The 26,528-nt window shown below is 42.6% G+C and carries 25 protein-coding genes; 17 read left to right on the forward strand and 8 right to left on the reverse strand.

Translation table 11 applies throughout. The features are described from left to right. Positions 1–190 precede the first annotated feature (190 nt). The 4 genes from RB622_RS15985 (at position 191) to RB622_RS16000 (ending at position 4,203) form a co-directional block, all read left to right on the forward strand. Positions 191–427, forward strand: a complete 237-nt coding sequence (locus RB622_RS15985) for a hypothetical protein (protein WP_308047575.1) — start codon at positions 191–193, stop codon at positions 425–427. Between the two features lie 100 nt (positions 428–527). Further along, positions 528–1,652 carry a redoxin domain-containing protein gene (locus RB622_RS15990; RefSeq protein ID WP_308047576.1) on the forward strand — a complete coding sequence of 375 codons (1,125 nt, stop codon included), beginning with the start codon at positions 528–530 and terminating at the stop codon, positions 1,650–1,652. Positions 1,653–1,843: 191 nt separating this feature from the next. Next, positions 1,844–2,206, forward strand: a complete 363-nt coding sequence (locus tag RB622_RS15995) for a BlaI/MecI/CopY family transcriptional regulator (protein ID WP_308047577.1) — start codon at positions 1,844–1,846, stop codon at positions 2,204–2,206. 38 nt (positions 2,207–2,244) lie between these two features. Then, positions 2,245–4,203: a M56 family metallopeptidase gene (locus RB622_RS16000; protein WP_308047578.1), complete on the forward strand. Its 1,959-nt coding sequence runs from the start codon at positions 2,245–2,247 to the stop codon at positions 4,201–4,203. Between the two features lie 140 nt (positions 4,204–4,343). On the opposite strand, the gene RB622_RS16005 is transcribed toward RB622_RS16000, so the two are convergent. Beyond that, on the reverse strand, positions 4,344–5,819 hold the full coding sequence (locus RB622_RS16005; RefSeq protein WP_308047579.1) for a PLP-dependent aminotransferase family protein: 1,476 nt from the start codon (positions 5,817–5,819) through the stop codon (positions 4,344–4,346). 80 nt (positions 5,820–5,899) lie between these two features. Here RB622_RS16005 and RB622_RS16010 point away from each other — a divergent pair, with 80 nt between their 5' ends. The 4 genes from RB622_RS16010 to RB622_RS16025 all read left to right on the forward strand — a co-directional run bounded on the left by RB622_RS16010 (position 5,900) and on the right by RB622_RS16025 (position 9,494). Next, on the forward strand, positions 5,900–6,535 hold the full coding sequence (locus RB622_RS16010) for a pyridoxamine 5'-phosphate oxidase family protein (RefSeq protein WP_308047580.1): 636 nt from the start codon (positions 5,900–5,902) through the stop codon (positions 6,533–6,535). A 152-nt stretch (positions 6,536–6,687) separates the two neighbouring features. Continuing rightward, positions 6,688–7,275 (forward strand): DUF4202 domain-containing protein, encoded by a 588-nt coding sequence (locus RB622_RS16015; protein WP_308047581.1) that lies wholly within the window; start codon positions 6,688–6,690, stop codon positions 7,273–7,275. A 584-nt stretch (positions 7,276–7,859) separates the two neighbouring features. Next, positions 7,860–8,249 (forward strand): response regulator transcription factor, encoded by a 390-nt coding sequence (locus RB622_RS16020; RefSeq protein WP_308047582.1) that lies wholly within the window; start codon positions 7,860–7,862, stop codon positions 8,247–8,249. A 21-nt stretch (positions 8,250–8,270) separates the two neighbouring features. Further along, positions 8,271–9,494 carry a sugar transferase gene (locus RB622_RS16025; RefSeq protein ID WP_308047583.1) on the forward strand — a complete coding sequence of 408 codons (1,224 nt, stop codon included), beginning with the start codon at positions 8,271–8,273 and terminating at the stop codon, positions 9,492–9,494. 90 nt (positions 9,495–9,584) lie between these two features. Here RB622_RS16025 and RB622_RS16030 read toward each other — a convergent pair whose 3' ends face one another. Further along, positions 9,585–10,202, reverse strand: coding sequence for an acyltransferase (locus RB622_RS16030; protein WP_308047584.1), 618 nt, complete (start codon positions 10,200–10,202; stop codon positions 9,585–9,587). Between the two features lie 113 nt (positions 10,203–10,315). Here RB622_RS16030 and RB622_RS16035 point away from each other — a divergent pair, with 113 nt between their 5' ends. The 6 genes from RB622_RS16035 to RB622_RS16060 all read left to right on the forward strand — a co-directional run bounded on the left by RB622_RS16035 (position 10,316) and on the right by RB622_RS16060 (position 18,121). Continuing rightward, positions 10,316–10,981 (forward strand): TolC family protein, encoded by a 666-nt coding sequence (locus RB622_RS16035; RefSeq protein ID WP_308047585.1) that lies wholly within the window; start codon positions 10,316–10,318, stop codon positions 10,979–10,981. After that, positions 10,978–13,158 (forward strand): lipopolysaccharide biosynthesis protein, encoded by a 2,181-nt coding sequence (locus tag RB622_RS16040; RefSeq protein ID WP_308047586.1) that lies wholly within the window; start codon positions 10,978–10,980, stop codon positions 13,156–13,158. The genes RB622_RS16035 and RB622_RS16040 overlap by 4 nt, the downstream gene beginning before the upstream one ends. Beyond that, positions 13,155–14,333 (forward strand): glycosyltransferase, encoded by a 1,179-nt coding sequence (locus RB622_RS16045; protein ID WP_308047587.1) that lies wholly within the window; start codon positions 13,155–13,157, stop codon positions 14,331–14,333. The genes RB622_RS16040 and RB622_RS16045 overlap by 4 nt, the downstream gene beginning before the upstream one ends. A gap of 162 nt (positions 14,334–14,495) precedes the next feature. Further along, positions 14,496–16,001: an O-antigen ligase family protein gene (locus tag RB622_RS16050; RefSeq protein ID WP_308047588.1), complete on the forward strand. Its 1,506-nt coding sequence runs from the start codon at positions 14,496–14,498 to the stop codon at positions 15,999–16,001. A gap of 41 nt (positions 16,002–16,042) precedes the next feature. Beyond that, on the forward strand, positions 16,043–16,888 hold the full coding sequence (locus RB622_RS16055) for a beta-1,6-N-acetylglucosaminyltransferase (protein ID WP_308047589.1): 846 nt from the start codon (positions 16,043–16,045) through the stop codon (positions 16,886–16,888). Positions 16,889–16,930: 42 nt separating this feature from the next. After that, positions 16,931–18,121, forward strand: coding sequence for a glycosyltransferase (locus tag RB622_RS16060; RefSeq protein WP_308047590.1), 1,191 nt, complete (start codon positions 16,931–16,933; stop codon positions 18,119–18,121). A 183-nt stretch (positions 18,122–18,304) separates the two neighbouring features. Here RB622_RS16060 and RB622_RS16065 read toward each other — a convergent pair whose 3' ends face one another. Then, the gene (locus RB622_RS16065; protein WP_308047591.1) at positions 18,305–19,177 is read right to left on the reverse strand and encodes a glycosyltransferase family 2 protein; all 873 of its coding nucleotides are present in this window, start codon (positions 19,175–19,177) and stop codon (positions 18,305–18,307) included. A 507-nt stretch (positions 19,178–19,684) separates the two neighbouring features. On the opposite strand from RB622_RS16065, the gene RB622_RS16070 reads away from it, so the two are divergent. Further along, positions 19,685–21,025 carry an oligosaccharide flippase family protein gene (locus tag RB622_RS16070; protein ID WP_308047592.1) on the forward strand — a complete coding sequence of 447 codons (1,341 nt, stop codon included), beginning with the start codon at positions 19,685–19,687 and terminating at the stop codon, positions 21,023–21,025. A gap of 73 nt (positions 21,026–21,098) precedes the next feature. Here the strand turns inward: RB622_RS16070 and RB622_RS16075 are convergent, their stop codons facing one another. The 4 genes from RB622_RS16075 to RB622_RS16090 form a co-directional block, all read right to left on the reverse strand. Then, positions 21,099–21,584 (reverse strand): anti-sigma regulatory factor, encoded by a 486-nt coding sequence (locus RB622_RS16075; RefSeq protein ID WP_308047593.1) that lies wholly within the window; start codon positions 21,582–21,584, stop codon positions 21,099–21,101. Between the two features lie 74 nt (positions 21,585–21,658). Continuing rightward, positions 21,659–22,000 (reverse strand): STAS domain-containing protein, encoded by a 342-nt coding sequence (locus tag RB622_RS16080; protein WP_308047594.1) that lies wholly within the window; start codon positions 21,998–22,000, stop codon positions 21,659–21,661. Positions 22,001–22,018: 18 nt separating this feature from the next. Beyond that, positions 22,019–23,176 (reverse strand): response regulator, encoded by a 1,158-nt coding sequence (locus tag RB622_RS16085; RefSeq protein ID WP_308047595.1) that lies wholly within the window; start codon positions 23,174–23,176, stop codon positions 22,019–22,021. Beyond that, positions 23,173–23,724: a hypothetical protein gene (locus tag RB622_RS16090; RefSeq protein WP_308047597.1), complete on the reverse strand. Its 552-nt coding sequence runs from the start codon at positions 23,722–23,724 to the stop codon at positions 23,173–23,175. The genes RB622_RS16085 and RB622_RS16090 overlap by 4 nt, the downstream gene beginning before the upstream one ends. Before the next feature lie 188 nt (positions 23,725–23,912). On the opposite strand from RB622_RS16090, the gene RB622_RS16095 reads away from it, so the two are divergent. After that, positions 23,913–24,830: a glycosyltransferase family 2 protein gene (locus RB622_RS16095; protein WP_308047598.1), complete on the forward strand. Its 918-nt coding sequence runs from the start codon at positions 23,913–23,915 to the stop codon at positions 24,828–24,830. A gap of 3 nt (positions 24,831–24,833) precedes the next feature. Further along, the gene (locus RB622_RS16100; RefSeq protein ID WP_308047599.1) at positions 24,834–26,006 is read left to right on the forward strand and encodes a glycosyltransferase family 2 protein; all 1,173 of its coding nucleotides are present in this window, start codon (positions 24,834–24,836) and stop codon (positions 26,004–26,006) included. A 70-nt stretch (positions 26,007–26,076) separates the two neighbouring features. Here RB622_RS16100 and RB622_RS16105 read toward each other — a convergent pair whose 3' ends face one another. Then, positions 26,077–26,454 (reverse strand): Hpt domain-containing protein, encoded by a 378-nt coding sequence (locus RB622_RS16105; protein ID WP_308047600.1) that lies wholly within the window; start codon positions 26,452–26,454, stop codon positions 26,077–26,079. Positions 26,455–26,528 lie beyond the last annotated feature (74 nt).

Here is a 26,528-nt window from a genome sequence, read left to right on the forward strand (position 1 = left end):
TCTGTAAAAAACGAAAGTTCGGTCCGTTAAATTTAATTTTCGAAATATTGCTTTTAAAATCTGCTTGGCGGAAATCTTTGGTATGATTTTAATGAAACCGGTAAAGGATAAAAGAAAAATCATTATTTCAACGTTTTAGAACTGTACAGGAAGGTTGATAATGGAGTCTAAACCTTTAAATCAGTTCAATATGTTTGTGCCTAAATTTATAAAAGAGGACTGGGTCAGGAAGAAAGGGAGCGCACAATTGATGCAGATCGAAGAGTATCAGACCGAGGAGGTGGTGGAAGTGCTTGCGGGAAAGAAAGGTGGAGATTATGTGCACAGGCAATACAATGGAAAAGTCTGGTGTACATGGGTTAACGATAATACTGCCGTTGTAACTCAGCCTTTTAAGGAATCGGAGCTGGAATTGGTGATAAGATAGTTTCCTTAGGACGCTAGGATTTAGAAAATATAATAATATCGACAAATACTTTTAAATTTAAGTGTTTGTTCTCATTTGATATTCACTAAATCTTAGCGTTATGCGTATACGATTATCAGTTCAGACAGTCATTATTTTACTGTTGGCATCGGTCTGTTCCTTTTCCGCCCAACCAGCGGCAACGCTGACAATTGGCTCTGCCGCCCCGGATTTTAATTTAAAGAATATCGACGGGAAAAATTATTCCCTCAAAAATTTTTCCGACGCGGCTGTACTGGCCATTGTTTTTACCTGCAACCATTGTCCTACTGCGCAGGCGTATGAGGATAGGATCAAAGCACTCACTTATGATTTCAAGGATAAAAAAGTGGCTGTCGTGGCTATTTCCTCCAATGACCCGAAGGCGATCAGGCTTGATGAGCTTGGGTATACCGACATGAGCGACACGTATGAGGAAATGAAATTACGTGCGAAAGACAAAGGTTATAACTTCCCGTATTTGTATGATGGTGATAATCAGGCGACCGCATTGGCGTATGGCCCGGTTGCGACACCGCATATTTTTATTTTCGATAAGGAAAGAAAACTGCGCTATACAGGGAGAATTGACGATGTAGAAAAACCAACCGGAACGCCCAAAAACAGAGATGCTTACAATGCGATTCAGGAACTGGTCGGTAACCGGCCGGTGACCGTTGCGACGACCAAAACTTTCGGCTGTTCCATGAAATGGGCGACAAAGGAACACAATGTGCAGGATGAGGAAGCTTCATGGGCCAAGGAACCCGTTTCGCTTGAAACGATTGACGAGGCGGGGTTGAAGGAGCTGATTTCAAATAAATCGGATAAACTCCGGCTGATTAATGTGTGGGCTACCTGGTGCGGCCCCTGTGTGACTGAATTTCCTGATTTTATGCAAATGTATCATATGTACCGAAATCGCGATTTTGAATTTATTTCGGTAAGCGCCGACACGCCGGATAAAAAGGAGAAAGCGCTGAAATTCCTGCAAGGCAAACGAGCTTCCAACAAAAATTATATTTTTCATATCGAGGATAAATATAAACTTATTGAGGCCATAGATCCCAACTGGCAGGGGGCATTGCCTTATACCATCCTGGTTGAGCCGGGCGGAAAAATTGTTTATGCGCAGCAAGGACCGATTGACCCCAGGAAAATGAAAAAGGTTATTGTTGAAAATAAGTACGTCGGAAGGTTTTACTAGAAACACTTTTAAATTACTACCCGTAAAACGCGCCTGTATGTGCCGGTGATGCTGCTGATTAGGAAGGGAATCCTTTGGTTGGCGTTGTTATCGGTATTTTTTATGACAACCGAATTGAAATAAAATACCTAAATATTTTTTCGTACGAAATATTTCCTACCTTTGATCCGTTGTTATTGAAAATTGAAACTATGGAGCCTACAAAATCAGAATTGGAGATACTGCAGGTGCTTTGGCAGCACGGTCCCTCAACGGTACGATTTGTCAACGATACACTTAATGAAGAAAAACGTGCCGTGCAATATTCGTCAACCTTAAAGCTTATGCAGATCATGGCCGAAAAGGGTATTGTGAAAAGAGACGAGCGCAGTATGAAACACGTTTACAGTCCTGCGGAAGAAGAAAGCAAGACGAAAAATCTGCTTTTAAAACGTTTCGTGGATACCATGTACAAAGGTTCTGCATCCAGTTTGGTGATGCAGCTTTTTGGAAATAAAGGAACCTCTGAAAGTGATCTGAAGGAGATTAAGGACTTCCTGAACAAGCTGGATTAGCAATACATATTCGTTCACTTTCCTAAAATTTATTAGCCATGAATTTTGATTATTTGAACCATCCTTTTTTTCAAAAACTGATACAGACTGTTTGCAGGACCTTATTGCATTCGTTATGGCAGGGTTTGCTGCTGGCTATTCTGACAGGCATTATTTTGATGGCAACCCGGAAATCACGTCCGGCGCTGCGGTATAATCTTTTATCTCTGTCATTGCTGCTTTTCGTCTTTGGCAGCGGTGTTACTTTTTTTATTGAATTCAGCAGGCAAAGCCAGACGTCACCGTTGGTTTTAGATGACTTTTTGGTCAGAAATCCTGCGGTAACGGGGTCATTGATAACAACAGAAAGGGTTTCTTTGTTAAGTCCGGTTGATCAGACCCTCACATGGCTTGATCAGTTTTTTAGTCAAAATGCATCCATTATTGTTGCCATTTGGCTGGTCATATTCGTACTAAAATCTTTGAAAGCAGGGGCGGGGCTGTTTTATATTCATCAGTTAAAGCACAATCATTGGCAGGAACCCGAGCAAGTCTGGAAGATAAAAGTGATGCAGCTTGCGGAAACAATGGGTATCCGGCAGTCGGTGTCCTTGTTTGAATCCGTTATCGTGACGGTACCGCTGGTCGTTGGCATTCTGAAACCAATCATTTTTATTCCCGCTGGAATTCTTGCAAATCTACCCGCAAACCAGATTGAAGCCATTTTACTTCATGAGCTTGCGCATATCAAAAGAAGGGATTATCTGGTAAACCTGATCCAGAGTTTTGGAGAAAATATTTTCTTTTTCAACCCGGCTGTGGTCTGGATATCGGCTTTGATCCGTGAAGAACGTGAACACTGCTGCGACGATATCGCCATTTCGATAACGAAAAATGATACCTCCTTTGTGCAGGCACTGGTTTCATTTCAGGAATATAATCTTCCGGAAACTTCGCATGCGATGGCTTTTCCCGGGAAGCGCAATGCCCTTCTGGATCGGATCAAGCGAATCATTTACAAAAACAATAAATCTTTAAACGCCATGGAAAAATTATTTGTAACAACCAGCTTAATCGCAGCAGTGTTATTGACCGCTGCTTTTTCGCCCAATGAAAAACCTGAACCAGTTAGCGCAATTGAGAATAAACCGATTGCGGAAAAATCAATGGTAGAACCAGCAGTTTGGAAGGAGAATTTGCTTTCTGAAACGGTCGCGCGGGTGAAAGAGCCAGTAGTAAATTTACAAGAACCGACAGTGCGTGATACGGTGCCCGGCAGATATGACCGTATTCAGACGAATGGAAACGTCAGCAATATTGAGACGACAAAAAACAATAAACGTTATGAAATTGAAAGCGTCGACGGGAAGATTACATCGTTGAAGGTGGACGGACAAAAAATTGCGGAGGATCAAATTTCGAGCTATCATTCGGATATTGACGAAATTATGCAGGAAGTAAAAGTGGCAAGGGAAAATGCGGAAGTGGAAAGAGGACATGCGGAAAAAGCACGGGCTGAGGCAAATGTGATGAGAAAACAAGCGGACGAGTATAGAAAGGACGCTGAGAAAATGCGTGCGGAGGCTGGGAAAATGCGGGAGCAGGCAAATCAGGCACGCTTGGTGGCGGAGGATGTGAGGAAACAAGCAGAGACGATCAGGGGGCAGGCTGAAAAACAAAGGGAGGTGGCGGAAGGGCATCGTTTGAAAGCCGAGGAACATAGAAAAATTGCCGGAGAACAACGTGAGCGGGCAGAAGTTTCCAGAAAGGAAGCGGAAAAATCCAGAGTGGTTTTTGAAAAAATGCAGGCCGAACTTACCAATGATTTGATGAAGGAGGGTGTTTTAAAAGACAAAACAGTATATTCTTACAAGCTGAACAGCGATGAACTGATCGTAAATGGTGTGAAGCAGCCGGACGCATTACATCAGAAAATGAAGGCTAAATATGTGAAAGGCCCGGGTTGGGAAACCGTATACAATGTAAATGGCCGCACGGGTATCAGCATTACGAAGTAATATTTATCGAATGCGTATAACCACAGGATCGGTCGCAAAACTGGCTGGTCTTGCGGTTTTTGTTTATTCAATAGTGAAATTTTGGGGCTTGTGGATGCTGGGATAAAACACTTTATGACGTGTTTTGACCTGGTGATGTCTTAGATTTGTTCCAGGAGCTTTTTGATGATACCAACACTTTGTTCGAGTTCGTCCGGCGTTGACGATGCAAATCCGAGCCTTGTACCGTTCAGTTTTGGTGACAAGGCGTTACCATCGGCTCCGTCTGAAAAATAGAGATCTTGTTGGAAGGCTTTTTGCGCAAGATTACGTAGGTCAATGTCTTGATCGAAGCGCGTCCAAACGGCCATACCGCCGTCAGGGGTCTGAAAATCCAGATAGTTACTTAATTCTGATTTTAAAAGGCCACAAAAAAGATCACGCCGTTGACGATATGTCCTTAATGACTTTCGTAAATGCCGCTGGATAATTCCATTCTGTAAAAGTTCCGCCATGGCGTTTTCCAGCATATTGTCACCCTGCCGATCGATAATTCTGCGTATTTGGGCAAGATGGTTTATCACATTTTCAGAACCGACCAGATAGCCAACCCGGAAAGCCGGAGAAATCGTTTTTGTGAATGAACCGCAATAGAGCACCATTCCGGCACGATCTGCACCGGCCAACGGAAGCAACGGCTTGCTTAGGTAATGAAAATCGTAGTCATAATCATCCTCAAAAATAATGAACCCGTATTTTTCTGAAAGTGCGAGTAATTGCAGTCGGCGGTCGGCACGTAATGCTACCGTGGTAGGGTAGTGGTGGTGCGAGGTGACGTAAAGCATGCGCAACGGTTGTTTTTGACATATTGTTTCGATCGCGTCCACGCTGACTCCATATTCATCCGATGGAATGCTCAGAATATTGGCACCGACCTGAGTGAAATTCATACGCGCACTGGACCAGGACAATTCACCCATGGCTACATGATCCCCTTTTTTTAAAAGACCGGTACTCGCCAGGTAAAGGCCCATCACCGTTCCGCGGGTGATCAGAATATTTTCCGGTGAAGTTTTCAGTGCACGTGTTTCATTCAGGTAATCAGACAATTCCTGGCGGAGCCAATAGGTGCCAAATGTATCGCCATATCCCAGTTTTACATAGGAATTTCCAGTTAACAATTGCGTCCGGTAAGCGCGTGAAAGTTCTTCCAGGGGTGCCAGGCGCGGATCGGGGAAACCATCGTCAAGGTGCAATGAGGTTCTGCTTTTTAAAACCGCCCGATGTAGATGCGGTTTATCTTCAAACGAAAACCCCGCTATTTTGCTTGTGTTGGGAATTTCCTTTCCGGAGGTGTTGATCGGTTGCGGTTTGATCTCGGGAAAATGCATGGCAACAAAGGTACCGCTGCCGGCACGGCTTTCGAGCCAGCCTTGCGCCAGAAGTTCATCATAAGCACGGACCACGGTTTTTCTATGAATATCCATGGTGTCGGCCAACTGCCTGCTACTCAATAGCTGGTGCCCCGACAAAATTATGCCGGTCCTGATCAGCTCCGTTAACTGATTGGCGATTTGTAAATAGACCGGCTGGCGGTCTGATTTATTAATAAACAACAGGGACGAGAGCGGCTGCATTGGATTGGACTACTGATTTTATTAAAACTGGATGATTGTGTCAGTCCAATAAAGGAACAATTTTGTAAAAAAACAAACCTATGGGCACAGCACTTCCACATCTCATTCCAAGCCGTTCAGCGAAACGCGCGCACTTCGACGCCGAATCCATTTATCCGATCCTGGACGAAGCTCTTTTTTGTACGATCAGCTTTTCTGTTGATGATCAGCCTTTTTCTATTCCTACTTCTTTTGTTCGGTATGAAGATAAGCTATACATCCACGGTTCGGTTGGAAGTCATTTTATCCGGCAAATTGAAAAGGGTATTCCCGTTTGCATCACCGTGATGCTCGTGGATGAACTGGTTGTTGCCAAATCAGCATTTAGTCATTCAGTCAATTACAGGTCGGTCGTTGTTTTTTCAAAGGCGGAAGTTATTGAGGATATCGATCAAAAGATTGCCTCATTCGAATGGCTTACGAATAAAATTGTTCCGGATAGCTGGGAATATTTACGCCCGGTTAAAAATAACGAAGTGAAAAAAACGACCGCGCTGGCTTTTAAAATTGATGAAGCATCGGCCAAAATGCGGTCGGGAATGCCCCTTGATGAGGAAGAAGATCTCGAACTTCCGATTTGGTCCGGTCTTATCCCATTGTCAAATAAGCGGTTAACTCCGATCGCAGATACGCGAAGCCAGCATATCCCGTTGCCTGCGCATTTGCAGCATTTATAAGAATTGTTAACGTCTGAACGCAGGTTTATTGTCTGAGATTTTGTCTCCGGCAGTAGACCTGTGTTGTTTTAGGTTATCTGCGTTTCAAAATCAAAAAAACTACGGGATTTATTCTTTATTTGCATCATTGTAAAACAGCATACAAATCCACCATGAGCAAATTAGAACAAGCATTTTCCCTTTTTGATGCCTACAACCAACAGTCACCCGAGAAAATTGTCTGGGAGGGGAAGGAATATCCTTCTGAATATTTCTATGCCTTAAAGTTGCATGACTGGGTTAAAAAACTGGAACCTGATGCACCAGAAAGTCTTTTGTTAGCCTCGAGAAGCCAGCATATCGGGAGGTGGGAGATCGCCAGAAAATCATATCCCGACGGGCGGGTAGGGTATCTCAAATGGCGCAGCGATCTTGGGAAATTCCATGCGCAAAAAGCGGCGGAAATACTCACAGTAGTGGGTTATGATGAAACTGAAATAAAGCGGGTAAGGGAAATTATTCTTAAACAGCGGATCAAGCTGGATGAAGATGTACAAACGATGGAAAACGCCCTTTGTCTTGTCTTTCTGGAATATCAGTTTGATGATTTGATAGAAAAACTCAGCGAAGAAAAGATGATTGATATTCTTCGGAAAACCTGGGGGAAAATGAGTGATCCGGGGCAGAACGCTGCATTGGCGATGCAATACAGCAAACCTGGCACGGAATTATTAAAAAAGGCGTTAAATCCGGATGCATAATCCTGTCGGTGCCACGCAACGGATAGGTATTCAGCGTGATTATCTTTTATTGAATTTTTGCTAGAGCTGGCTATGTTTTTATGACGTAAAAACCCAGGATTTGTAATTTGTAGAAATAATTCATGCATGGTTTTATTTAATTGTATTTCTATAAATTGGAGCCAGTCGTTGCTTGTATAAATATTCCGATGCCAGCTTTTGGTGAACTTTGATTCGGTATTGAATACGGTATTTATATACTTAACCAGGAAAATTTATGAGGTTTTCTGAAAAATGCGAATTCTTTTATCGTCTAAAATATTATCAGTATACTTTGGTGGTTGTAGACATTGTTCGTAATTTTGGCCGGTAGTTTATTCGATAATAAAATTCGGATTTTGCTGTAAATCAATGGACTAATAACCTGACTTAGGCTCCATTGTAATCGTGTATAATATAATTATTCTCATATTTTCGTAGGTGAATGCACCAGAAAATTGCGATACGTTATAAAACAATGTCAGGAAATTTTATTGCAGGTCATACTATGGACTATACATTCATTTTGAAATATCGACACAGTATATCCTAGTTAACTCAACATTATGAACCCACGAAAAAATCTATTGGTGATGGACGATGAGCCCAGTATTTGCAAAATACTGGAGCACTTTCTAAAAAAAGATTTTAATGTCTTTGTCAAAAATGATGGTGCAGAAGGTATGCTATGGCTGGAAGAAGGAAACGAAGTTGACCTGATCATTGCAGACCTTCAGATGCCTAACCTGAACGGCAAAGAATTTCTTAAAATTACCAGAGCCAGTAATCTCTTTGCAGATATCCCCGTTATTATACTGTCGGGCTCGGATGAGAGCAGCGAACGCATACAATGCCTCAATTTAGGAGCAGATGATTTTATGGTTAAGCCCTTCAATCCTGTTGAGGTGCATGCGAAAATCAATGCGATATTGAGACGCAGCAAGAGATATTCCTGATTCTGTAAAAAAAACGCAAGCATGATGGAATGGACAAGCCAGTCTGAGGATACTACTGTTGATCCAAAGGCACCGCCTTCTGCACAATACCGAATAGCCTATCTCACGAAGGATTTCGAGCAGTACCTTTGGTTTTCTGCCAATTACGGCAGCTATTTGCAAATTGAATATTTTGAAGGCAAAGAAGATCTTCTGAAAGCCCTGCACGATTATTTTCCGGCAGATGCTATTATTGCGCACGTCAAAAGCGGCGCTTGGGAATTGCTCGATACCGTACGCAATAATGCTGGTTTTGGGAATATTCCCTTTATCATTCTGGTCGACAGTCTTACGCCTGCCGTGATAAAAAATGCAAGAGCAAAGAAGGCGGACGATATTTATGCGGTCGATTTTGCAAAGGGGGACTTGCTGACACGGCTTCACTATTTCACAAAAAGACAATGGTACGTGGCCAGGAAAGCGTCTGAAAAGATTGATGCCGAAAAAAGCCATACGCCTTTCTGGAAAAGGGCGGTTGACGTGATACTCACGGGATCGGCTGTGATCGTATTGTCTCCGGTTTTTATTCTGGTTGCATTGCTGATACGTTTTGATTCGAAGGGTCCGGTCTTTTACAGATCCAAGAGAGTGGGCAGCGGTTATAAGATATTTGATCTCTATAAGTTCAGAACCATGCGGACGGATGCCGATCAAATGATTAAAAAAATGGCCGCATTCAACATGTACAATGCCAAAACCCCGCAAACGGATGTAAATGCTGAAATGACAAATCTTTGTGAAGTCTGTCAGAGCGGAGATTTTTGCAACCGCCGTTTGTTTCTGGATGGAAAAGAAATCTGCGAAAAGGTGCATCAGGCTCAAAAGGAGCAGAAGGCTGCTTTCATGAAGTTTCAGAACGATCCGAGGATAACCCGGGTGGGCAACTTCCTGAGAAATACCAGTCTTGATGAATTGCCGCAGCTGATCAATATTCTTAAAGGCGATATGTCATTGGTTGGAAACCGTCCATTGCCGCTTTATGAAGCCGAGAAACTTACCACAGATCATCAGATACTACGTTTTGCAGGCCCGGCCGGACTTACAGGTTTATGGCAGGTGACCAAACGTGGGAAGGGTAAATCCGATATGTCTGAGGAAGAACGGACAGAGCTGGATATTAAATACGCGAAAAATTTTTCTTTTCGTATGGATCTGGAAATAATTCTGAAAACTTTTCCTGCATTGTTCCAGTCTGAAAATGTTTGATTTTTTGCGCTTGATCCAGTAAACCGGAACGGCTAATGATAAAAAAGAACCGGTCAAACTGGATAAATAAACTTTACAAAAGCTGTTATGTCAAGAGGTTTTAATCCATTCTTTTTGCACTTCGTCATATCTTTTGATAACGCGCGACGGATTTCCGACGGCAACGGAATAGGGCGGTATGTTTTTGGTAACAACAGCGCCTGCTGCAACAACGGAATGTTTTCCAATGGTCACGCCGGCGGTAATAACAGCGTTGGCACCAATCCAGCAATCGTCTTCAATGACAATGGGCGCAACCCCGACACCTTGTTTATGAATAGGCTGATGGACGTCGGTGTAGTGATGGTTGAGCCCGCTTGCGACGATGTTTTGAGCAAGAATAACATTATTGCCAATTTTTACCGGTCCAATAATAACATTTCCCAATCCGACCAGAGCGTTCGCACCGATCTGAACTTCTCCCACGCCATTGTTAATGGTGCTGAAATCTTCGATCACGGAGTTACTTCCGATTGAAAATGGATTGAATGGGACAACATCCATTCTCACCCAGCGACGGATGATTACACCCTTTCCTTTTTTATGATAGAAAGGATTCAGGAACAATCTGACCCAAAGACGCGGACGGGCCTGGTTAGTGGGGATTAACAACCAATGGACAAACTTTTTCAGCCGGGGATTGCTCTTGATTTTTTCTGAGAAAGACATGAACGGGTTTATTTACGGACGTTGAGATTAGTATTTTTTTAAGGCGGGCATTTTCTTGCACAGATAGCAAAAGTAGTTTTTAATAATTTATTTTTTTTCAAAAATTAATGCAGATGAGATACGCAGTGTTTTTGGTTCTTTTTTTTACTATACATACAACCCGGGCACAGGAGTCTTTGGCAAAAGATATTTCTTACGACTATCTGGACAAATTAATTGCCGTTTGCAAGAAAAATTATCCCAAAATAAAGACCTACGAAGACCGGGTGGGCATTGCTGAACATGGAATCAAAAAAGCCAAATTGTCTTATTTTGATATTTTTTCGGTAGGTTACCTGTATAGTCCCAATAACTATAACACCACTTCTTCTCCGAGTTTTCTGGGTGGTTACCAGTTTGGTTTTTTTGCCAATGTGGGGATGCTGCTTCAAAAACCTAGTTTTATCAAACAGGCGAAAGGGGAGTATGCAGCCGCACTGCACGATAAAGAAGCCAATGATCTGAGCATGGAAGCGGAAGTGAAAAAAAGATATTTTACCTATATCCAAAGAGTGGCGGTTTTGCGTTTGCGATCGGCAACGATTCTGGATGTTGAAAGCATGCTTACTAACATAAAACATCGTTTTGAAAAGGGCGAAGAAAGCCTGGATAATTATAATAAAGCACTGATAGTTCAATCCGATCACGCTCAGAATGTTATCAATGCAGAAGGAGATGTTTTGAACGCGAAGACTAGTTTGGAAGAATTGTTGGGACAAAAACTGGAAAATATAAAATGACCGAATTTTTACAATTTTTAAGATTACTTCAAAGAAATAAAATCACGCTTATCGTGGTCCCGTTGATCACGGTCATTGTTTGTTATTTCCTGGTCAAAAAACTTCCGGATTCTTTTGAGTCCCGCGGACGGATCGCCACGGGGCTGGTGGACAAGACAGACCAGGTGGTGACGAAAGCCAAAGACGAGCAGGATTCGCAGATTGGCAGAAAGTTTGAAAGCCTCATCCAGATGATGCTGCTGAAAAGAACGCTTGATCAGGTTTCTTACCGCCTTATACTAAATGATTTAAAAGGGGTAAAGGATTCGACCTGGCGTGAACCTGTAAAGGAATTGCAGGACATGAGTAAGGGTGACAAGGCAAAGGCAATTGCCCTGATTACGCGGAAATATAAAGCCAGGGAAGAGCTTTTTATCTCGATACCATACGAAAGTTATCTGAGCAAAATCATTGAGGACATGCACTACGATGCCGGGTCGCTGAGAGAAAAACTTACGATTTATCGCACCGGCGGCAGTGACTACATTGACATTCAGTACGAAGCGGAAAATCCTGACTTTACCGCTTATGTGATCAATACATTGGCGCAGGAATTTATTGTCCAGAACTCGTCCCGGGTAGTCGACAATAATAAAAAGACAATCGACTTTCTGCAAAGTTTTATGCAGCAAAAACTGGGAGTGCTTGATGAGCGGATGAATACGTTACGGAATTTTAAAATTCAAAACAGGGTATTGAACCTCAACGAGCAGGCTAAAAGTCTTTACGCGCAAATGGCGGATTTTGAAACGAAAAGGGAAATTGCCCATAAAGACATTGTTGCATACGGCGCGGCGATCAGAAATATTGATAACAAGTTTAATCCGGCAGACAGGAAATATTTTGAAAGTGCGCTTACTGAGATCAACCAGAGTATTGTTTCCAGCAAACTCAATCTCAAATCACTGAACGAACGTTACATTCAGAGCAATTTTGATCCGAAACTGAAACTTAGCCTGGATTCGCTGAGGGGTAAGCTGACAGAACAGATTTCTTTTGCCGCCGATAAATATGCGTACAACCCGATGGCATTGAAACAGGACCTGGTTACGCAGAAAATGAGTATGGAAATTTCTCTGGAACTGGCTAAAAATAGTGTGGAATCAATACAGGACGAATTAAACCGATTGAACCGAAAGTTTGACGGCCTGGTGCCCAACGAAGCAAAAATTCAGGAGTACGAGACCAGCATTGACATCGCAAGCAAAGAATACATTGAGGCTTTGCAGCGTTACAACGAGGCGAGTCTGGAATTCAGTTTTCCGGTCTATCTGCGCATGATCGAAAAGGCGATTCCGGGAGAGGTTCAGGCTTCTAAAAAAATGGTACTCGTGATCCTTTCCGGTATTATCAGTCTGACTTTTTGTGTTTTTGTTTTCTTCATTCTGTTCTTTTTGGATAAATCGATTCGTTATCCGATGCAGCTGGCCAATGCCACAAATAAACCGGTATTAGGTTATTTGAATGCTTTGGGGAAAGAATCTAATTTGAGCTTGTCGGGGATGAATGCCTCTGACGGCAAATCCATCAGAACGTATAAGAATCTGGTTCGGTCGATAAGGTATGAGCTTGATAACGAAATTGAAGACCCGAAAATTCTTTCGATAACGAGTCTTTCCGATGGTGTTGGCAAAACCTCTTTCGTGATTGCTTTGGCCTGGGCCATTTCTAAAATTAACAAAACGGTGTTGATCATAGACGGTAATTTTGGTCAACCGGATATTTCCAGACTGAACCCGGATGCGGGCCTCTTTGAAACCTATATTGCTAAGCAAAACTTACCTGAGGCGGTTTCAGGGCAGATCAGTATTTTGGGAAACAGAGGTGGTGATATTTCTTTGCTTGAACTAGCGGACGAAAAACAATTGTCGGCAAGCATTCAGGTATTGAAAACCCGGTTTGACATTATCCTGATCGAGACGGATTCTCTTGCGGCAATGAACAAAGCAAAAGAATGGATTACCTATTCCGATCGTCTGGTTGCGGTTTTTGCTGCTGGTCATGCCATTTCTGAAGAGGATCAGTCTAAAATACAATATCTTGACAATTTGGGCGAGAAGTTTTCCGGATGGGTCCTCACCAATACCGAGGATATTCCCGAACAGGCAGGAAAACTAGGTAAACCGGTGGAAGTATGATAATAGTCGAATACATATGGATAGCGATTCAGTGTTTAGTCGGGTATAATCTGGTTTTTCCTGTATTGTTGCTGCTGATTTATGGATTACGAAACGCGCTCGGAATTTCCTTTAAAAAGTCTGGACTGGAAACACCTCCGGACTACGGGATCATTGTGACGGCTTATGAGCAAATACATCAATTGCCGGCGGTTGTCAGTTCTTTGTTGAAGTTGAATTACAGCAGTTACCATATTTACGTGGTCGCTGATAAATGTGATATTACCAACCTGCATTTTAATTCGGATAAAGTCTCCCTGCTCCGACCCGAGCAGGTTTTGGGCAGCAATACGCGATCACACTTTTATGCGATCCGTAACTTTATCAGGCCACATTCACATCTGACGATCATAGACAGCGATAATTTAACGGATCCCGAATATCTGAATGAACTGAACAGCTATTTCAAGCGCGGATTTCAGGCAGTTCAGGGTGTCCGTGAAGCAAAAAATCTGGATAGTACCTATGCTTGTCTGGATGCTGCCCGGGATATTTACTATCATTTTTATGATGGAAAAATACTTTTCGGTGCCGGATCTTCTGCAACGCTGGCAGGGTCGGGTATGGCATTTACAACGGCTTTGTACGAGGAATGTCTCGGACATCTTGACGTTACGGGCGCGGGTTTTGACAAAGTTTTGCAGTATGAAATCGTCAGCAGAAAGTATAGCATTGCTTTTGCAGAAAAGGCAGTGGTTTACGATGAAAAAACAAGCGGAACGGACCAATTGGTAAATCAGCGTGCCCGCTGGATTAATACCTGGTTCAAATATTTTGCACTTGGATTCAAGATATTATTTAAGGGAATTGTCGGCTTAAACTGGAACCAGATCTTATTCGGTCTGGTGCTTTTGCGGCCACCGCTTTTCATATTTCTGTTGTTGTCGGGCTTGTTTTTAATGATCAATCTGTTTTTAGCACCCTGGGTTGCTTTGGTTTGGTTTGCTGCGATGGTTGTTTTTGTAGCCGGGTTTTACATTTCACTCGCGCGCTCAAAGACAGATCCGCGGATTTATAATGCGCTGGTGAACATTCCGAAATTCATTGCTTTTCAGGTCCTGGCGTTGTTAAAAGCAGGAAAAGCCAACCAGATTTCGGTAGCTACACGCCATGGACAGGAAGTGAAACAGGAGTAAAAAGTCTTTGAAGTTATGAAAATTTATCCAGCAAAATCAGTCAAAAAAGACAAGACAAGCTACGAGCATTTGTCTCCGCTTCAAAAGAAAACGAGGCAGGCTGCATCGTTGCTGGCTTTTGTAAGTGTTTTTATTTTTTTCTTTAAAATTCTATTCTTTTAAGTGGGGAAGGACATTCAGATTTTTGTAAAAGACAAGAATGCCCGGAACACTTTTTGGGGTAGGTTGAAGCAGTGGTTTTGGGTTGAAAAACTCAATAACCCGGTTGGAATCGCTGTTTTGCTTTTAATCTCGTTGACTTTTGGCTGGCTGATCGTCAATCATGGCATGATTGCCGGCGTGCTTATTCTGGGCGCTCTAATCGTTCCGGCTGTGTTGTACGGCATTATTGCCTTCCCGATGTTCGGGATCTTCGTTCTGATGATCATGGCCTATCTGCTTTTTGCAATCATGCGGCTGGGGCTTAATTTTCCATTAGGCACGGTCATGGACGGAATTCAGTTTTTACTTATACTCGGCTTCTTCATACACCAGAAGACAAAGCCGGACTGGAAAGTTTTTAACGGACCTATCAGCGTGATGATCCTGATCTGGATTGGCTTCAATGTTTTGCAAGTGCTCAATCCGACCGCAGAATCGCGTCTGGCCTGGGTGTATACGATCCGCTCTGTGGCCGTTGTCATGCTGATGTATTTTGTTTTTATGTACCATATAAAAACGGTTGCCGCCATCCGGGGAATCTTGCTATTATGGCTTGGCCTTGCGGTTATCGCGGCACTTTACGGGTACAAACAGGAATACCTGGGTTTCTCTGATGCCGAAGACAGCTGGCTGCACTCGGATCCGAATATTGCTAACTTGTTGTTTATCAATGGTCGCTGGCGTAAATTTTCGATATTGTCTGACCCTGTTGCTTTTTCCTATAACATGGTGGTAAGCAGCATTATATGCATCGCGTTATTGACTTATGTAAAACAGATTTGGAAAAAAGTCGTGCTTTTCGGACTGATCGCCCTGTTTTTTTCATCCATGTTATTTTCGGGAACCCGTGGCGCGTACGTGTTACTACCCGCGACGATGGTGTTATTTCTCATTCTGAGATTTAGCCCGAAGGTTTTAATCTTTACAGGTATCGCCGGTGTTTTCATCCTTTTCCTGATTATTGCCCCTTCCAGTAATCCCAACATTGTTCGTTTCCAAACGGCGTTTCAGCCCTCCAATGACGATTCGTTCAACCTGCGTGCACAAAATCAAAAACGGATACAGCCTTATATTCTCGCGCACCCCATCGGAGGAGGATTGGGGGCGACTGGTACCTGGGGAGAGCGTTTTGCGCCACATTCTTATCTGGCCAAATTCCCTCCTGACAGCGGTTATGTACGCGTGGCTGTGGAGCTGGGCTGGGTGGGTTTGCTGATATTCTGCTGCCTGATGTTTTTTATCATGCGTGAAGGGATCAATAACTATTACACGATTAGAAATCCTGAATTGAAGACCTATTGCCTGGCGGTGCTGATGATTGTTTTTGCCTATAATATTGGCAATTATCCTCAGGAAGCACTCGTACAATTTCCTTCCAGTATTTGTTTCTATCTGGCCGTGGCTTTGATCAACATAACCAAAAGGATTGATGATATGGAAATGAGGTCCGCACACGAGAACAGATAATTTAGAATAATCGGAAACATTAAATATCGTAAAGAGGAATTATGAAAATTGCCCATTTGATATTGGCTCATTCGGATCCGCACCAACTGGGCAGGCTTATTGATCGTTTGCAACATGAGGACGCCTATTTTTTTATCCATATAGATAATAAAACAGCCATTGATCCCTTTGCATTTCTGTCTGAAAAGCATCAGGTGTATTTGGTGAAAAACCGCGTAAATGTGCAATGGGGAGCGTATAGTATGGTGCAGGCAACCCTAAACGGCTTTAAGGAAATTCTTGATTCGGGTTTGAAAATAGATTATTTCAATTTGTTAAGCGGTGCCGATTATCCATTGAAAAGTACCAAAGAAATCCATACGTTTTTTGCCAGGAACAAAGAACAGGTTTTTATGGAGTATTACTCTGTTGTGAATGAATGGAAAGAAGCAATTCCGAGGCTGACGGAATATCACCTGACACATTATTCGTTTCCGGGGAAATATTTTGTGCAGAAATGGCTTAACCGGCTGACGCCCGCGCGGAAAATGCCGGACAATCTGGTGGCAGTCGGGAGATCACAATGGTTTAGTATTCCAACGGAGGCGGGCAGGTATATTTTGGATTATTTGAAAGATCATCCGGAAGTGGAACAGTTTTTCAAACTGACCTGGGCGCCGGATGAGATTTTATTCCAGACGATTTTATTCAATTCGAAATGGAAGGATAAGATGGTTAACAACAATTTGCGGTATATCGTCTGGACGAAAGGAAAGGCAAGTCCGGAAACATTAACGGAACAAAGCGAGTCGGAATTGTTTGCCACCGAGGCGTTGTTTGCAAGAAAGTTTGATCGGTTGAAACATCCTGAAATCATGGATGCACTGGATCGAAAGGATCGGGTTTAAACCGTCCAATTGTTAATTACTCACATTATATAAAAGAAAATTATGGATATTATTATTACCGGACAACAGGCCTGGGATGTCGAAATTGGGAGCAATTGCAAGAATATAGCACTGGAATTTAGTAAAATTCATCGGGTGTTATATGTCAATTCTCCGCTGGACAGGATCAGTTTGTGGAAAAATGGTAATGATCCCAAAATTGCAAAAAGAAGGAAAGTTGTCAGAAAGCAGCTGAATGGTCTGGAAGTGATCAATGAAAATCTTTGGGTTCTTTATCCTGATAAAATGATAGAATCCATCAACTGGATCAATTCTGACTTTGTTTTTGATCTGTTTAATAAGAGAAATAACAGGATTTTCGTCAAAAGCATTATGCAGGCGGCGCAGCAACTGGGATTCAGGGATTATATACATTTCAATGACAATGACATTTTCCGGAGTTTTTATCTGAAAGACTACCTAAGCCCCAGGTTATCGGTCTACTATTCGCGCGATTATATGCTCGCAGTCGATTACTGGAAAAAACATGGTCGGGCGCTTGAGCCGCAATTGATCGCAAAAAGTGATGTTTGTGTGGCCAATTCTACCTACCTGGCGGATTATTGTAAAAAATACAACGAACGATCTTATTATGTAGGGCAGGGCTGTGATCTTGACATATTTATGGATGGTATTCATGCCGGGAAGCCCGCAGATATCCGGCCGATACGGAAACCCATCATTGGGTATGTGGGTGCTTTACAGAGTCTTAGATTAGATTTGGAGCTGTTACGGCATATAGCAGTTTCCCGGCCCGAATGGAGCCTTGTTCTGGTCGGGCCTGAGGACGATGAGTTTAGACAAAGTGGTCTGCATCATTTAAATAACGTTGTTTTTACGGGTTCAAAGCGTTTCGATGAGCTCCCGGCTTACATCAATTCCTTCGACGTTTGTCTTAATCCACAGCTTCTCAATGAGGTGACGATTGGAAATTATCCCCGGAAAATTGATGAATATCTTGCCGTTGGAAAACCGATCGTTGCAACGAAAACAGATGCCATGCGTGTTTTTGCGGAACATGTTTATCTGGGGGATAGCAAAGAAGAGTACGTTCAGTTAATAGAACGGGCACTGGCCGAAAATTCACCTGAAAAATGTATAGCCCGCAGGGTTTTTGCAAGCGCACACACCTGGGAAAACAGCGTCGGGGAAATTTACAAAGCCATCGCGGGAGCTAAGCCGCAACGGATCTGAGTTATTTCCGATAATCGAGGTTGAATTTTAGATGACGGTACAGATGTCTCATGCACAGTCTTGCTTCCATCGTCTGAAACGACGATATTTTCAAGCCGGCAAAAGATTTTAGCAGTTGTTTCAGAGACTGGCCGCGGTTGTAGCGCGTAGCGTCGTGTCGGGAAATATGTGCTTCATAGTGGCTTAAAACATAGATAAATAGTCGCGCATTCCTTTTACTTGCCTTTTTGCCCGATTTAAAAAAGCATTAAAAATACTTCCGTCGTCAAGCAACCTGCGTGGCGAAGTAAAGACAGTGGCTTTTGAATCACGAACCATTTTGAGTTTACCGGCTGTTTTGAGGTTTAACGCCATGCGTCCGTCTTCCGCTTCATTTTCATAATCGCTTCCTACGATATTGGCATATATCCTGGACCCGCTTACTTTGAAACCTCCGGTATTGCGGCCAATTTCCGTAACGAAACCCATGTTGAAACCATAGACATTGAGATATTCCCGGTTCTTTTTTCGAATTTGGATCATCACACCGGCGAATTTTTCATATAACCAAAGTCCAAATCTTCCCTGATCGCCGGGAGGGATAAATGCATAGTTTCCATAAACGCCGGTGATTCCGGAATCTTTTACCATGGGAGCCACCATGAGGTCAATCCAGTCTGGCGGGTAAAAAGTGTCGGAATCGGCGCAAAGGTGGTATTTGCCTCGGGCGAGTTCAAGTCCCATTTGCCGGGCAAAAGGAGTGCCTTGCACCGTCTGTAAATAATTGCGGACGCCAAGTGTGTCAAGAACGTTTTGCGTACCGTCCGTCGAGTTGTTATTGATCACGACGATTTCAACCTTGTATTTTGTATGGCTGGCCGACAGCGAGGAAAGGGTACGATAAATATTGTTCTCTTCGTTCCATGCCGGAATGACAACTGAGATATCCGGATGTTCAGTCTTAAAATGACCAATGGCCGTTCTGAGATGACCGATTTCAGCATCCGTCAGGTCCTGGAATTTTTTGTTCTTAAAAAGATGTGGTAAAATCCATTTTGGCAAACCAAATAAGCTCATATCTTTATTTCAATTATTGTGCTGAGACCCATTATTTTAAAACTTTGACAGACTTTGGGCCAGGTAAAGACAAACAGATATCATTTTATGTCCGTACTGGTTTTACTTGCCAGATAGCTGCCTTTTGTTGATAATCAATGGGTGGGGTGGACAGTTTCGTGAAATTTATTCTCATTAGACAGGAAGCCAGAAATACTTCATCTTTCCACAGCGAACAATTATTAAAGTAGCGCAAAAAACGAAGAAAAACTCCTGAAAAAAGAAAAATGACAAGAAAGGGAAGTGTACTTTTGTGAAAGTTTGTAGAACTGTCAATACTTTTTGTCATACGTTGAGCAAATAATTTATAAATAAAGTATTTTTTCGACTATTTATAAAATCGTTATAGCAAATTACTCTTTTTTTACTTTGTAGAAGTAATTTGTTGATGCAAACAATATATTATTGAAAAATAGCGTATTTGCGGAGCTCCTCAAACGCAGACGCAATTAACTGACTCATCGTTAAATGGCATTACAGCTTTTACAAAAGTTACAAAACAAGCATTTTCTTTCTTTGGCGGGCAACGGCATCATGTCGGTATTAGGCATGCTCAATATGATTATCCTTTACCGGGCGCTTCCGGTTGCGAGCATTGGTGTGTGGGTCTTTTTTCTTTCCATTTTGCTTTTGGTAGACACGTTCAGATCCGGATTTTTGACAACGGCCTTCATTAAATTTTATGCTGGTGCAACGCCTGAGCGGGCTCGGGAAGTTGTGGGCTCGGCCTGGTTTATCGGCGGCGCAATCACGACGGTTATGGTTTTAATCAATATTCTCGCCTACTTCTTCATTTCATATATAAAGAATCCTTCGATTGTCTTGTTTGTTGAATGGTCCGGGATAATCTACGTCTCGTCATTGCCATATTTCATTGCTTCCTGCGTAGTCCAGGCAGAACAACGTTTTGATCATCTATTGTACATCCGTTTTTCAAGCCAGGGTATTTTTATATTTTTCGTCATTTTCATGGCGCTGACCAAAACCGCGACCCTGCAAAATATCATCTACGCATATCTTGGCTGCGCATTTTTAACGAGTTTATTGAGCATATTCATGGGTTGGGCACGTGTTTCGTCCTTTCAATACAGGACATTTGCTTGTATCCGCGAGATGGTTCACTTTGGAAAGTACAGTGCTGGTACCAGCCTAAGTGCTAATTTATTCAGTACTTCCAACATGATGATCATCAATTTCATGCTCGGGCCCGCTGCGTTGGCGGTTTTTAACCTGGGACAGCGGTTGATGGAAGTTATTGAAATTCCATTGAGAAGTTTTGTTGCCACAGGAATGCCGGAGTTGTCGGCTGCCTACAATGCCGGGAATAAGGCCTGGGTGATCGATACGATGAAGCGTTACGCCGGGCTTATCACCGTTGCGCTGATGCCGGTATGTTTGGGGGCCGTTGCGCTTGCCGATGTTGCAATCGCGATCATCGGCGGGAGCAAGTATATGGATTCAGAAGCGGCTAATATCATGCGCATTTTTATGACATTCGCATTGCTGTATCCCATGGACAGATTTTTTGCCCTGACATTGGACGTTATCCATCAGCCTAAAATTAATTTTATCAAGGTGCTGGTTATGCTGGTGGCTAGTGCTGGCTCGTCGTTTTTTGGCATTTTCTTAACCAACAGCCTTTACGGCGTAGCCTTTGCGGGACTCATTCCCACGCTGATCGGCGTAGGGGTGGGTTATTGGGGGCTAAACCGGTTCCAGCCATTTAATATATTCAGTATTCTGACAACCGGGTATAGTCAGATCATAACCTTGCTTAGGACTTATTGGTACAAGTTGTCGGCGAAGTAATGCTTGAAAAGACTGGGGTATTTTCGTTGCCGGACCTTAAATTGATTTTCCGCTTAATAACAATAATGCGCTGTCACAGCAGATTAAAGGTGATTCGGAAAGTGTTTCTGCCTGTAGGCTGATCAAAGCAATAACTGAAATGGTCAGATGCCTTGGCAATGATCAGTAGGCCAAAATGGTCACTTGTATTGGTCAGAAGCTCCGGCATTTCCAGATCTTCGATCTCTTCAACCAGAAAAAAGGCGCTGTTACGGCTCTCGGTGTAGATCCGGAGTGAATCCATTCCGTTTCTATAAATATCAAAATGTTGATTTAGACAAGGTTCAGCAACGGGCCAGGATAATTGCTGATTGCCGTTCACTGTAAGCAAAAGAGGATTGCCCAGGTCCTCCTTTTCAATCACAAGCGTATTTTCTGCCAGTTTGAAATGCAACAGGGTTTGTGCTGCGCCCGCGTGTTTCGCCCCATTAATGAGGAGTTCGGTAAGCGCCCACTTAACCCTGGACTTAATGTCCTGAGATACCTCCCGTAGTTCTTCAGACGCCTGTATGTGCTCCATGCAGTTACTTAAAACAGAAGCAACATCTGCCGTCTTATTTGAGAATTGAAATGACTTTTGGTACCTGTGACGATTCATTTATTTAATGTGTCCATTGCCTGATCAAAATTTGTATAGATTTTGAAAACCTTATCCATGCGGATCAGCGTTAACAGATTTCTGACATCGGGTTTTAATGCAACCAGATAAATATCGGTTTTTCGGGGCATAGCAAATTTCAAGGCCACAACCAGGCTACCTAAAAACGAGCTGTCTATATAATTTACATTTTCAAAATTGACGATGATCAGTTTCGTCCCTTCTGCAATCAGGGAAACCATTTCTTCCTTAAACTTGTCTGCGTTGGCCAGGCTTGCCTCTTGCTGCAAAATTGTTGCCTGTGTGATGTCCTGAATCTTATTAACCTGAAGTATCATGCGGGTTATGTGAATGGGTTATTGTTTCTCGATAAAAATTATACTCGCGTCATCCATCTGGTTGCTGTCGTTGATCTTGTTCAGCACATGCGATTTGATCTGTTCAAAGCTGGCTTCGTTCCCAAAGTATGGACTGATCTTTTCAACAAAAAACGGATAGTCGCTTTTCTTTGTGCCATTTGAAGGGATATCGATCATGCCATCGGTAAAAATTACGAGCTTATCGCCCGGTTGCATGGACACGATCTGGTTGTCGTATAAACCGTCTTCAAGGAGTCCGAGCAACAACCCGGACGACTTGATCATGTCCGTTTTTTGGCCCTTTTTTTTATACAGGATCAAAGGCAAATCCCCCGCACCAGTGTAATGGACATGTCCGGTTTGACTATCCAAAAGCAGCAGCGAGAGACTGGATAAAATATTTTGCAGGCTTTCATCTAGAAAAACCAGTTTATTTATTTTTTGTACGATGTTATCCAGGGCAAAGTCGTCATCCAGGGCACAGAACCGAATGGCCGCCCGGATGTAGCTTAGAAAACCGAAGGTAAAAAACCAGGCCTTCCATTTTTTGCCCATAATGTCACCCAGTAACGCAAAACAATAGCGGTCGTCGACCCGAATAAAATCGATAAAATCGCCTCCGGGGTATCCCAGATAACCTTTGTGCCAAAAATCGATTTTGAAACCGGAAACCACCGGGTTTGTCGTTGGAATTGATTTTACGTTGAGGGTTTCTGCTGCTATCCTTAACTCCCGGATTGACCGGATATGTTCATTTTCAAGCGATTTAATAATGTTATTCAGCTTGGAAATAATAACGGGTATTGGTGTTTCCTTATTGATGTAGTCCAGTGCATTCATATTCAGCCCTTCCAGAACCAGGGAATTGTCGGTGAAAGAAGTCAGGAATACGAAAGGGATGTCGCGGATATCAGGATTAAGGAGAACGGTTTGACGGAAATCAAAACCGTTTATCTCAGGCATTTCATAATCAGATAAAATGAGATCCGGCATCTCTGTTTGCAGTAACGATAAAGCCTCCGTCGCAGAGCCGCACAGGGTGCAAACATAACCTGCCTTTTTTAGAGATGCCTCCATCACTTTGCGAAAGACCAGGTTATCTTCAACGAACAGTATTTTTTTTACTTTGGCGGGAGGGTCTGGAAACGTCATCATTTTTTGTTGAAATTTAACACAAAGAGCAGAACTCCACAAAAAATAATGAGCAGGGAGACCAGATCCATGATCGTAACCCCATCATTGGCATTAAAATAGAAAACAGTAAATATTTCGAAGCTCGGAGGTGCTGGCATGATAATCATGGCAAAGCCGACGACAATCAGCAAGAACGCCAGAATAAACAGGATAATCTTTTGGACCGCATTTTTCCTAAGGTAGTTTTTGCTGATATTACTGTCAATCTTTGTTTCCGAAAGCAGTTTTTCAAGTCCTTCTAATAATTCTTCACGGGACAAACTATTGTTCTGGTCGAGTGCGTCGTAAGGGCTAAGTTGTTTTGCCGAAAACCGGGAGTTCTGAAATGCGGTGGCTATTTGCTGCTGATAATTTTTTGCAATTTTGTTACTGACGCTGGACTTTTCTATAACATCGATCAATTCCCTTACTTTTGCGTCTAGCAGTGAGTTTTCAGTCTCGCCGGGGATGGGGCTGTCCGGCTTGCTCGCAGAAATTCTTTTTATGTCTTGTAAACGTGGTAGTTTCACCCGGTCAATTTTAGGAAATTGTGTCAATAGCTACAAAGCTTTGCAGGCGATTTGTAGTAAAATCGTCAGTATGCCTTATGAATTTTGTTTAAAGCTAGGTTTTTATTATTAATTTTGAAATACTTCTACAAATCAACGGAATTTATTCTTCATTTTAACCTATAAATTCAGTCGTTATTTTCTACCGGATGAAAAAAGTTTCTATCGTTACAGTTAATTTCAATCAACAAAAAGTTACAGAAGATTTGCTTAAATCATTGACTGAGATCAATACTTATCCTGATTTTGAAATTATTGTTGTCGATAACGGGAGTAAAATAAACCCTGTCCCCGAATGGAAAGTGAAGTACCCGGATGTGATTTTTATCAGATCAGAGCTAAATACAGGGTTTGCCGGAGGAAATAATATCGGGATAAGACAGGCGAGGGGAGACTATTTTTTTCTGATCAACAACGATACAGAAGTCACCGCTGACCTGATTGAAAAGCTTGTTAAAACCCTCGAAACCAATCCGAAAATCGGCATAATTTCTCCCAAGATCCACTATTTCGACCGGCCGGGCATGCTGCAATATGCGGGATACACCCCGATGAATTACTACACAGCCAGGAACGCCTGCATTGGACAATTTGAGGAAGATAAAGGGCAATACGACTCCCTAAGTGGTCCGACAGGATATGCCCACGGGGCGGCTATGATGCTGTCCGCAATGGCAGTTCAAAAAGCAGGTCTTATGGCCGAAAATTACTTTTTATACTATGAAGAACTTGACTGGTGCGAACGGATCAGGAAGGCTGGTTATGAAATTCATGTGAATCTGCAAGCTTTGATATACCATAAGGAATCTGTTTCAGTAGGAAAAAAAAGTGCTTTGAAAGAGTTTTTTATGAATAGGAACCGGATATTGTTTATCAGGAGAAATACATCGTTAACCACCTTTGCTATTTTTTGTATCTATTTTCTGTTATTGGTCGTCCCAAGAAATCTGCTGAGCTATCTGATCCATAAGGAATATCATTTTATACCGGTTTTTTTAAGGGCTGTTACCTGGCATTTTACCAATACAACGAATAGTAATAATTTGGGCTATCCCATAAAATTTTAATATATGCAGATTCTTTTCTGGCTTAGCTTGTTCATTGTTTTTTATACTTTTCTGGGTTACGGAATTCTTCTTTATTTTCTGGTGAAGATCAGACGAGTACGCAAAGGGAAAAGGATTTTACCCGATCTGAACCAGGATTTTCCGACGCTGACACTTGTGGTGGCTGCGTACAATGAAGAAGACCTCATTATTGAAAAAGTTCAGAATACGTTGGGTTTGAACTATCCTGCCGATAAGTTGCATCTGCTCTTTATCACAGACGGATCCAGCGATAAAACGCCTGATCTTATTGCACGGTATCCGCAAATAAAGCTCATGCATTCGGCTGCCAGAAATGGTAAAATTCATGCGATCCATAGAGCCATGCATGAAGTTAACAGTGAGGTGGTTGTCTTTACGGACGCCAATACTTTTTTGAATCAAGATGCGCTGCTTCTTATCGCGCGGCATTACGCTGACCCGGAAGTCGGGGCAGTGTCCGGTGAAAAACGGGTTATGCAGGATGCTGTTTCCGATGCAACGGCGGGTGAAGGATTCTATTGGAAATACGAATCGACATTAAAGAAGTGGGACTCGGAACTGTATTCTGTCGTAGGCGCTGCCGGCGAATTGTTCAGCGTCAGGCGTTCATTGTATCAGGAAGTAGAGCCCGATACCATTTTGGACGATTTTATGATTTCAATGCTTATTGCGCAGCAGGGGTACCGCGTGATCTATGAGCCGGATGCGTATGCCTCCGAGCTTTCATCTGACAATATCACGGAGGAACTAAAAAGAAAGGTACGTATTGCTGCGGGGGGGATTCAATCCATTCTGCGTTTGAATAAATTGTTTTTGCCTTTCAATTTTCCACTGTTGTGGTTTCAATACATCAGCCACCGCGTGTTGCGATGGACAGTGACACCTTTTTTGATGATCCTTGTCTTTATCCTAAACATCCTGATTTGTTTTCAGACGCAGGAAATAATCTATGGGCTGATGATGGCGGGACAGTTATTCTTTTACGGCGCGGCTTTTGCGGGCTGGATGCTGGAGAAGCGAAGGATTAAAGTTAAGGCTTTGTTTATTCCCTATTATTTCTGTGTCATGAATTATGCGGTCATTGCCGGTATCTGGCGTTATTATCAGGGAAGCCAGAGTGCAGCCTGGGAAAAGGCCAGACGGAAAACGACTTAATGGACCAAAAAAAAACGCCTCGGATTTACGTTAATGTAATCTGAGGCGTTTTTTTATATTCAGGTAGTAATTATTGCTGAACCAGCTTAGCCAGGTTTATGGCTTCTTTTTCAAGAATTGGTACAATATTTTCTACATCTTTATTGATCCTAAGATAATGTGCGATCAAATCCTGGGTATCTTTTTCGTTGTGGATATCACGTTCAAGTTCTTCTACTTTTACACGGATGGCAGTCAGCCCGGCCATTGTGAAAGACGGTTTAATGCCATGAACCACACTGGCAGCTTCGGCAATGTCTTCTTTTTCGATCAGTGTTTTAAGCGTTTTCCAACGTGGCAGTGAATCGGACAAAAAGGCTTCGAATATGATTTGCACAATTGACGCATCGTCACCATAAATTTGGGTGAGATAATTGACATCAAGCGCTGAGTTAAGTGGTAGAGCCATTAAGGTATATTCTTTAGGGATTTGGATGGTGTTAAATAATTTAAAACTAATGAATTATAATGACTAATATCCTG

Source organism: Dyadobacter sp. LHD-138, assembly GCF_030929615.1.
Classification (GTDB): Bacteria; Bacteroidota; Bacteroidia; order Cytophagales; family Spirosomataceae; genus Dyadobacter.

What these genes read in the sequence shown, in the direction of transcription:
- RB622_RS16060 (WP_308047590.1), top strand. Translation starts at nt 16,931, where the DNA reads ATGGATATTATTATTACCGGACAACAGGCCTGGGATGTCGAAATTGGG.
- RB622_RS16020 (WP_308047582.1), top strand. Translation starts at nt 7,860, where the DNA reads ATGAACCCACGAAAAAATCTATTGGTGATGGACGATGAGCCCAGTATT.
- RB622_RS16035 (WP_308047585.1), top strand. Translation starts at nt 10,316, where the DNA reads ATGAGATACGCAGTGTTTTTGGTTCTTTTTTTTACTATACATACAACC.
- RB622_RS15985 (WP_308047575.1), top strand. Translation starts at nt 191, where the DNA reads ATGTTTGTGCCTAAATTTATAAAAGAGGACTGGGTCAGGAAGAAAGGG.
- RB622_RS16040 (WP_308047586.1), top strand. Translation starts at nt 10,978, where the DNA reads ATGACCGAATTTTTACAATTTTTAAGATTACTTCAAAGAAATAAAATC.
- RB622_RS16085 (WP_308047595.1), bottom strand. Translation starts at nt 23,176, where the DNA reads ATGATGACGTTTCCAGACCCTCCCGCCAAAGTAAAAAAAATACTGTTC.
- RB622_RS16080 (WP_308047594.1), bottom strand. Translation starts at nt 22,000, where the DNA reads ATGATACTTCAGGTTAATAAGATTCAGGACATCACACAGGCAACAATT.
- RB622_RS16005 (WP_308047579.1), bottom strand. Translation starts at nt 5,819, where the DNA reads ATGCAGCCGCTCTCGTCCCTGTTGTTTATTAATAAATCAGACCGCCAG.
- RB622_RS15995 (WP_308047577.1), top strand. Translation starts at nt 1,844, where the DNA reads ATGGAGCCTACAAAATCAGAATTGGAGATACTGCAGGTGCTTTGGCAG.
- RB622_RS16030 (WP_308047584.1), bottom strand. Translation starts at nt 10,202, where the DNA reads ATGTCTTTCTCAGAAAAAATCAAGAGCAATCCCCGGCTGAAAAAGTTT.
- RB622_RS16000 (WP_308047578.1), top strand. Translation starts at nt 2,245, where the DNA reads ATGAATTTTGATTATTTGAACCATCCTTTTTTTCAAAAACTGATACAG.
- RB622_RS16010 (WP_308047580.1), top strand. Translation starts at nt 5,900, where the DNA reads ATGGGCACAGCACTTCCACATCTCATTCCAAGCCGTTCAGCGAAACGC.
- RB622_RS16015 (WP_308047581.1), top strand. Translation starts at nt 6,688, where the DNA reads ATGAGCAAATTAGAACAAGCATTTTCCCTTTTTGATGCCTACAACCAA.
- RB622_RS16065 (WP_308047591.1), bottom strand. Translation starts at nt 19,177, where the DNA reads ATGAGCTTATTTGGTTTGCCAAAATGGATTTTACCACATCTTTTTAAG.
- RB622_RS16070 (WP_308047592.1), top strand. Translation starts at nt 19,685, where the DNA reads ATGGCATTACAGCTTTTACAAAAGTTACAAAACAAGCATTTTCTTTCT.
- RB622_RS16025 (WP_308047583.1), top strand. Translation starts at nt 8,271, where the DNA reads ATGATGGAATGGACAAGCCAGTCTGAGGATACTACTGTTGATCCAAAG.
- RB622_RS16045 (WP_308047587.1), top strand. Translation starts at nt 13,155, where the DNA reads ATGATAATAGTCGAATACATATGGATAGCGATTCAGTGTTTAGTCGGG.
- RB622_RS16075 (WP_308047593.1), bottom strand. Translation starts at nt 21,584, where the DNA reads ATGGAGCACATACAGGCGTCTGAAGAACTACGGGAGGTATCTCAGGAC.
- RB622_RS16095 (WP_308047598.1), top strand. Translation starts at nt 23,913, where the DNA reads ATGAAAAAAGTTTCTATCGTTACAGTTAATTTCAATCAACAAAAAGTT.
- RB622_RS16100 (WP_308047599.1), top strand. Translation starts at nt 24,834, where the DNA reads ATGCAGATTCTTTTCTGGCTTAGCTTGTTCATTGTTTTTTATACTTTT.
- RB622_RS15990 (WP_308047576.1), top strand. Translation starts at nt 528, where the DNA reads ATGCGTATACGATTATCAGTTCAGACAGTCATTATTTTACTGTTGGCA.
- RB622_RS16055 (WP_308047589.1), top strand. Translation starts at nt 16,043, where the DNA reads ATGAAAATTGCCCATTTGATATTGGCTCATTCGGATCCGCACCAACTG.
- RB622_RS16105 (WP_308047600.1), bottom strand. Translation starts at nt 26,454, where the DNA reads ATGGCTCTACCACTTAACTCAGCGCTTGATGTCAATTATCTCACCCAA.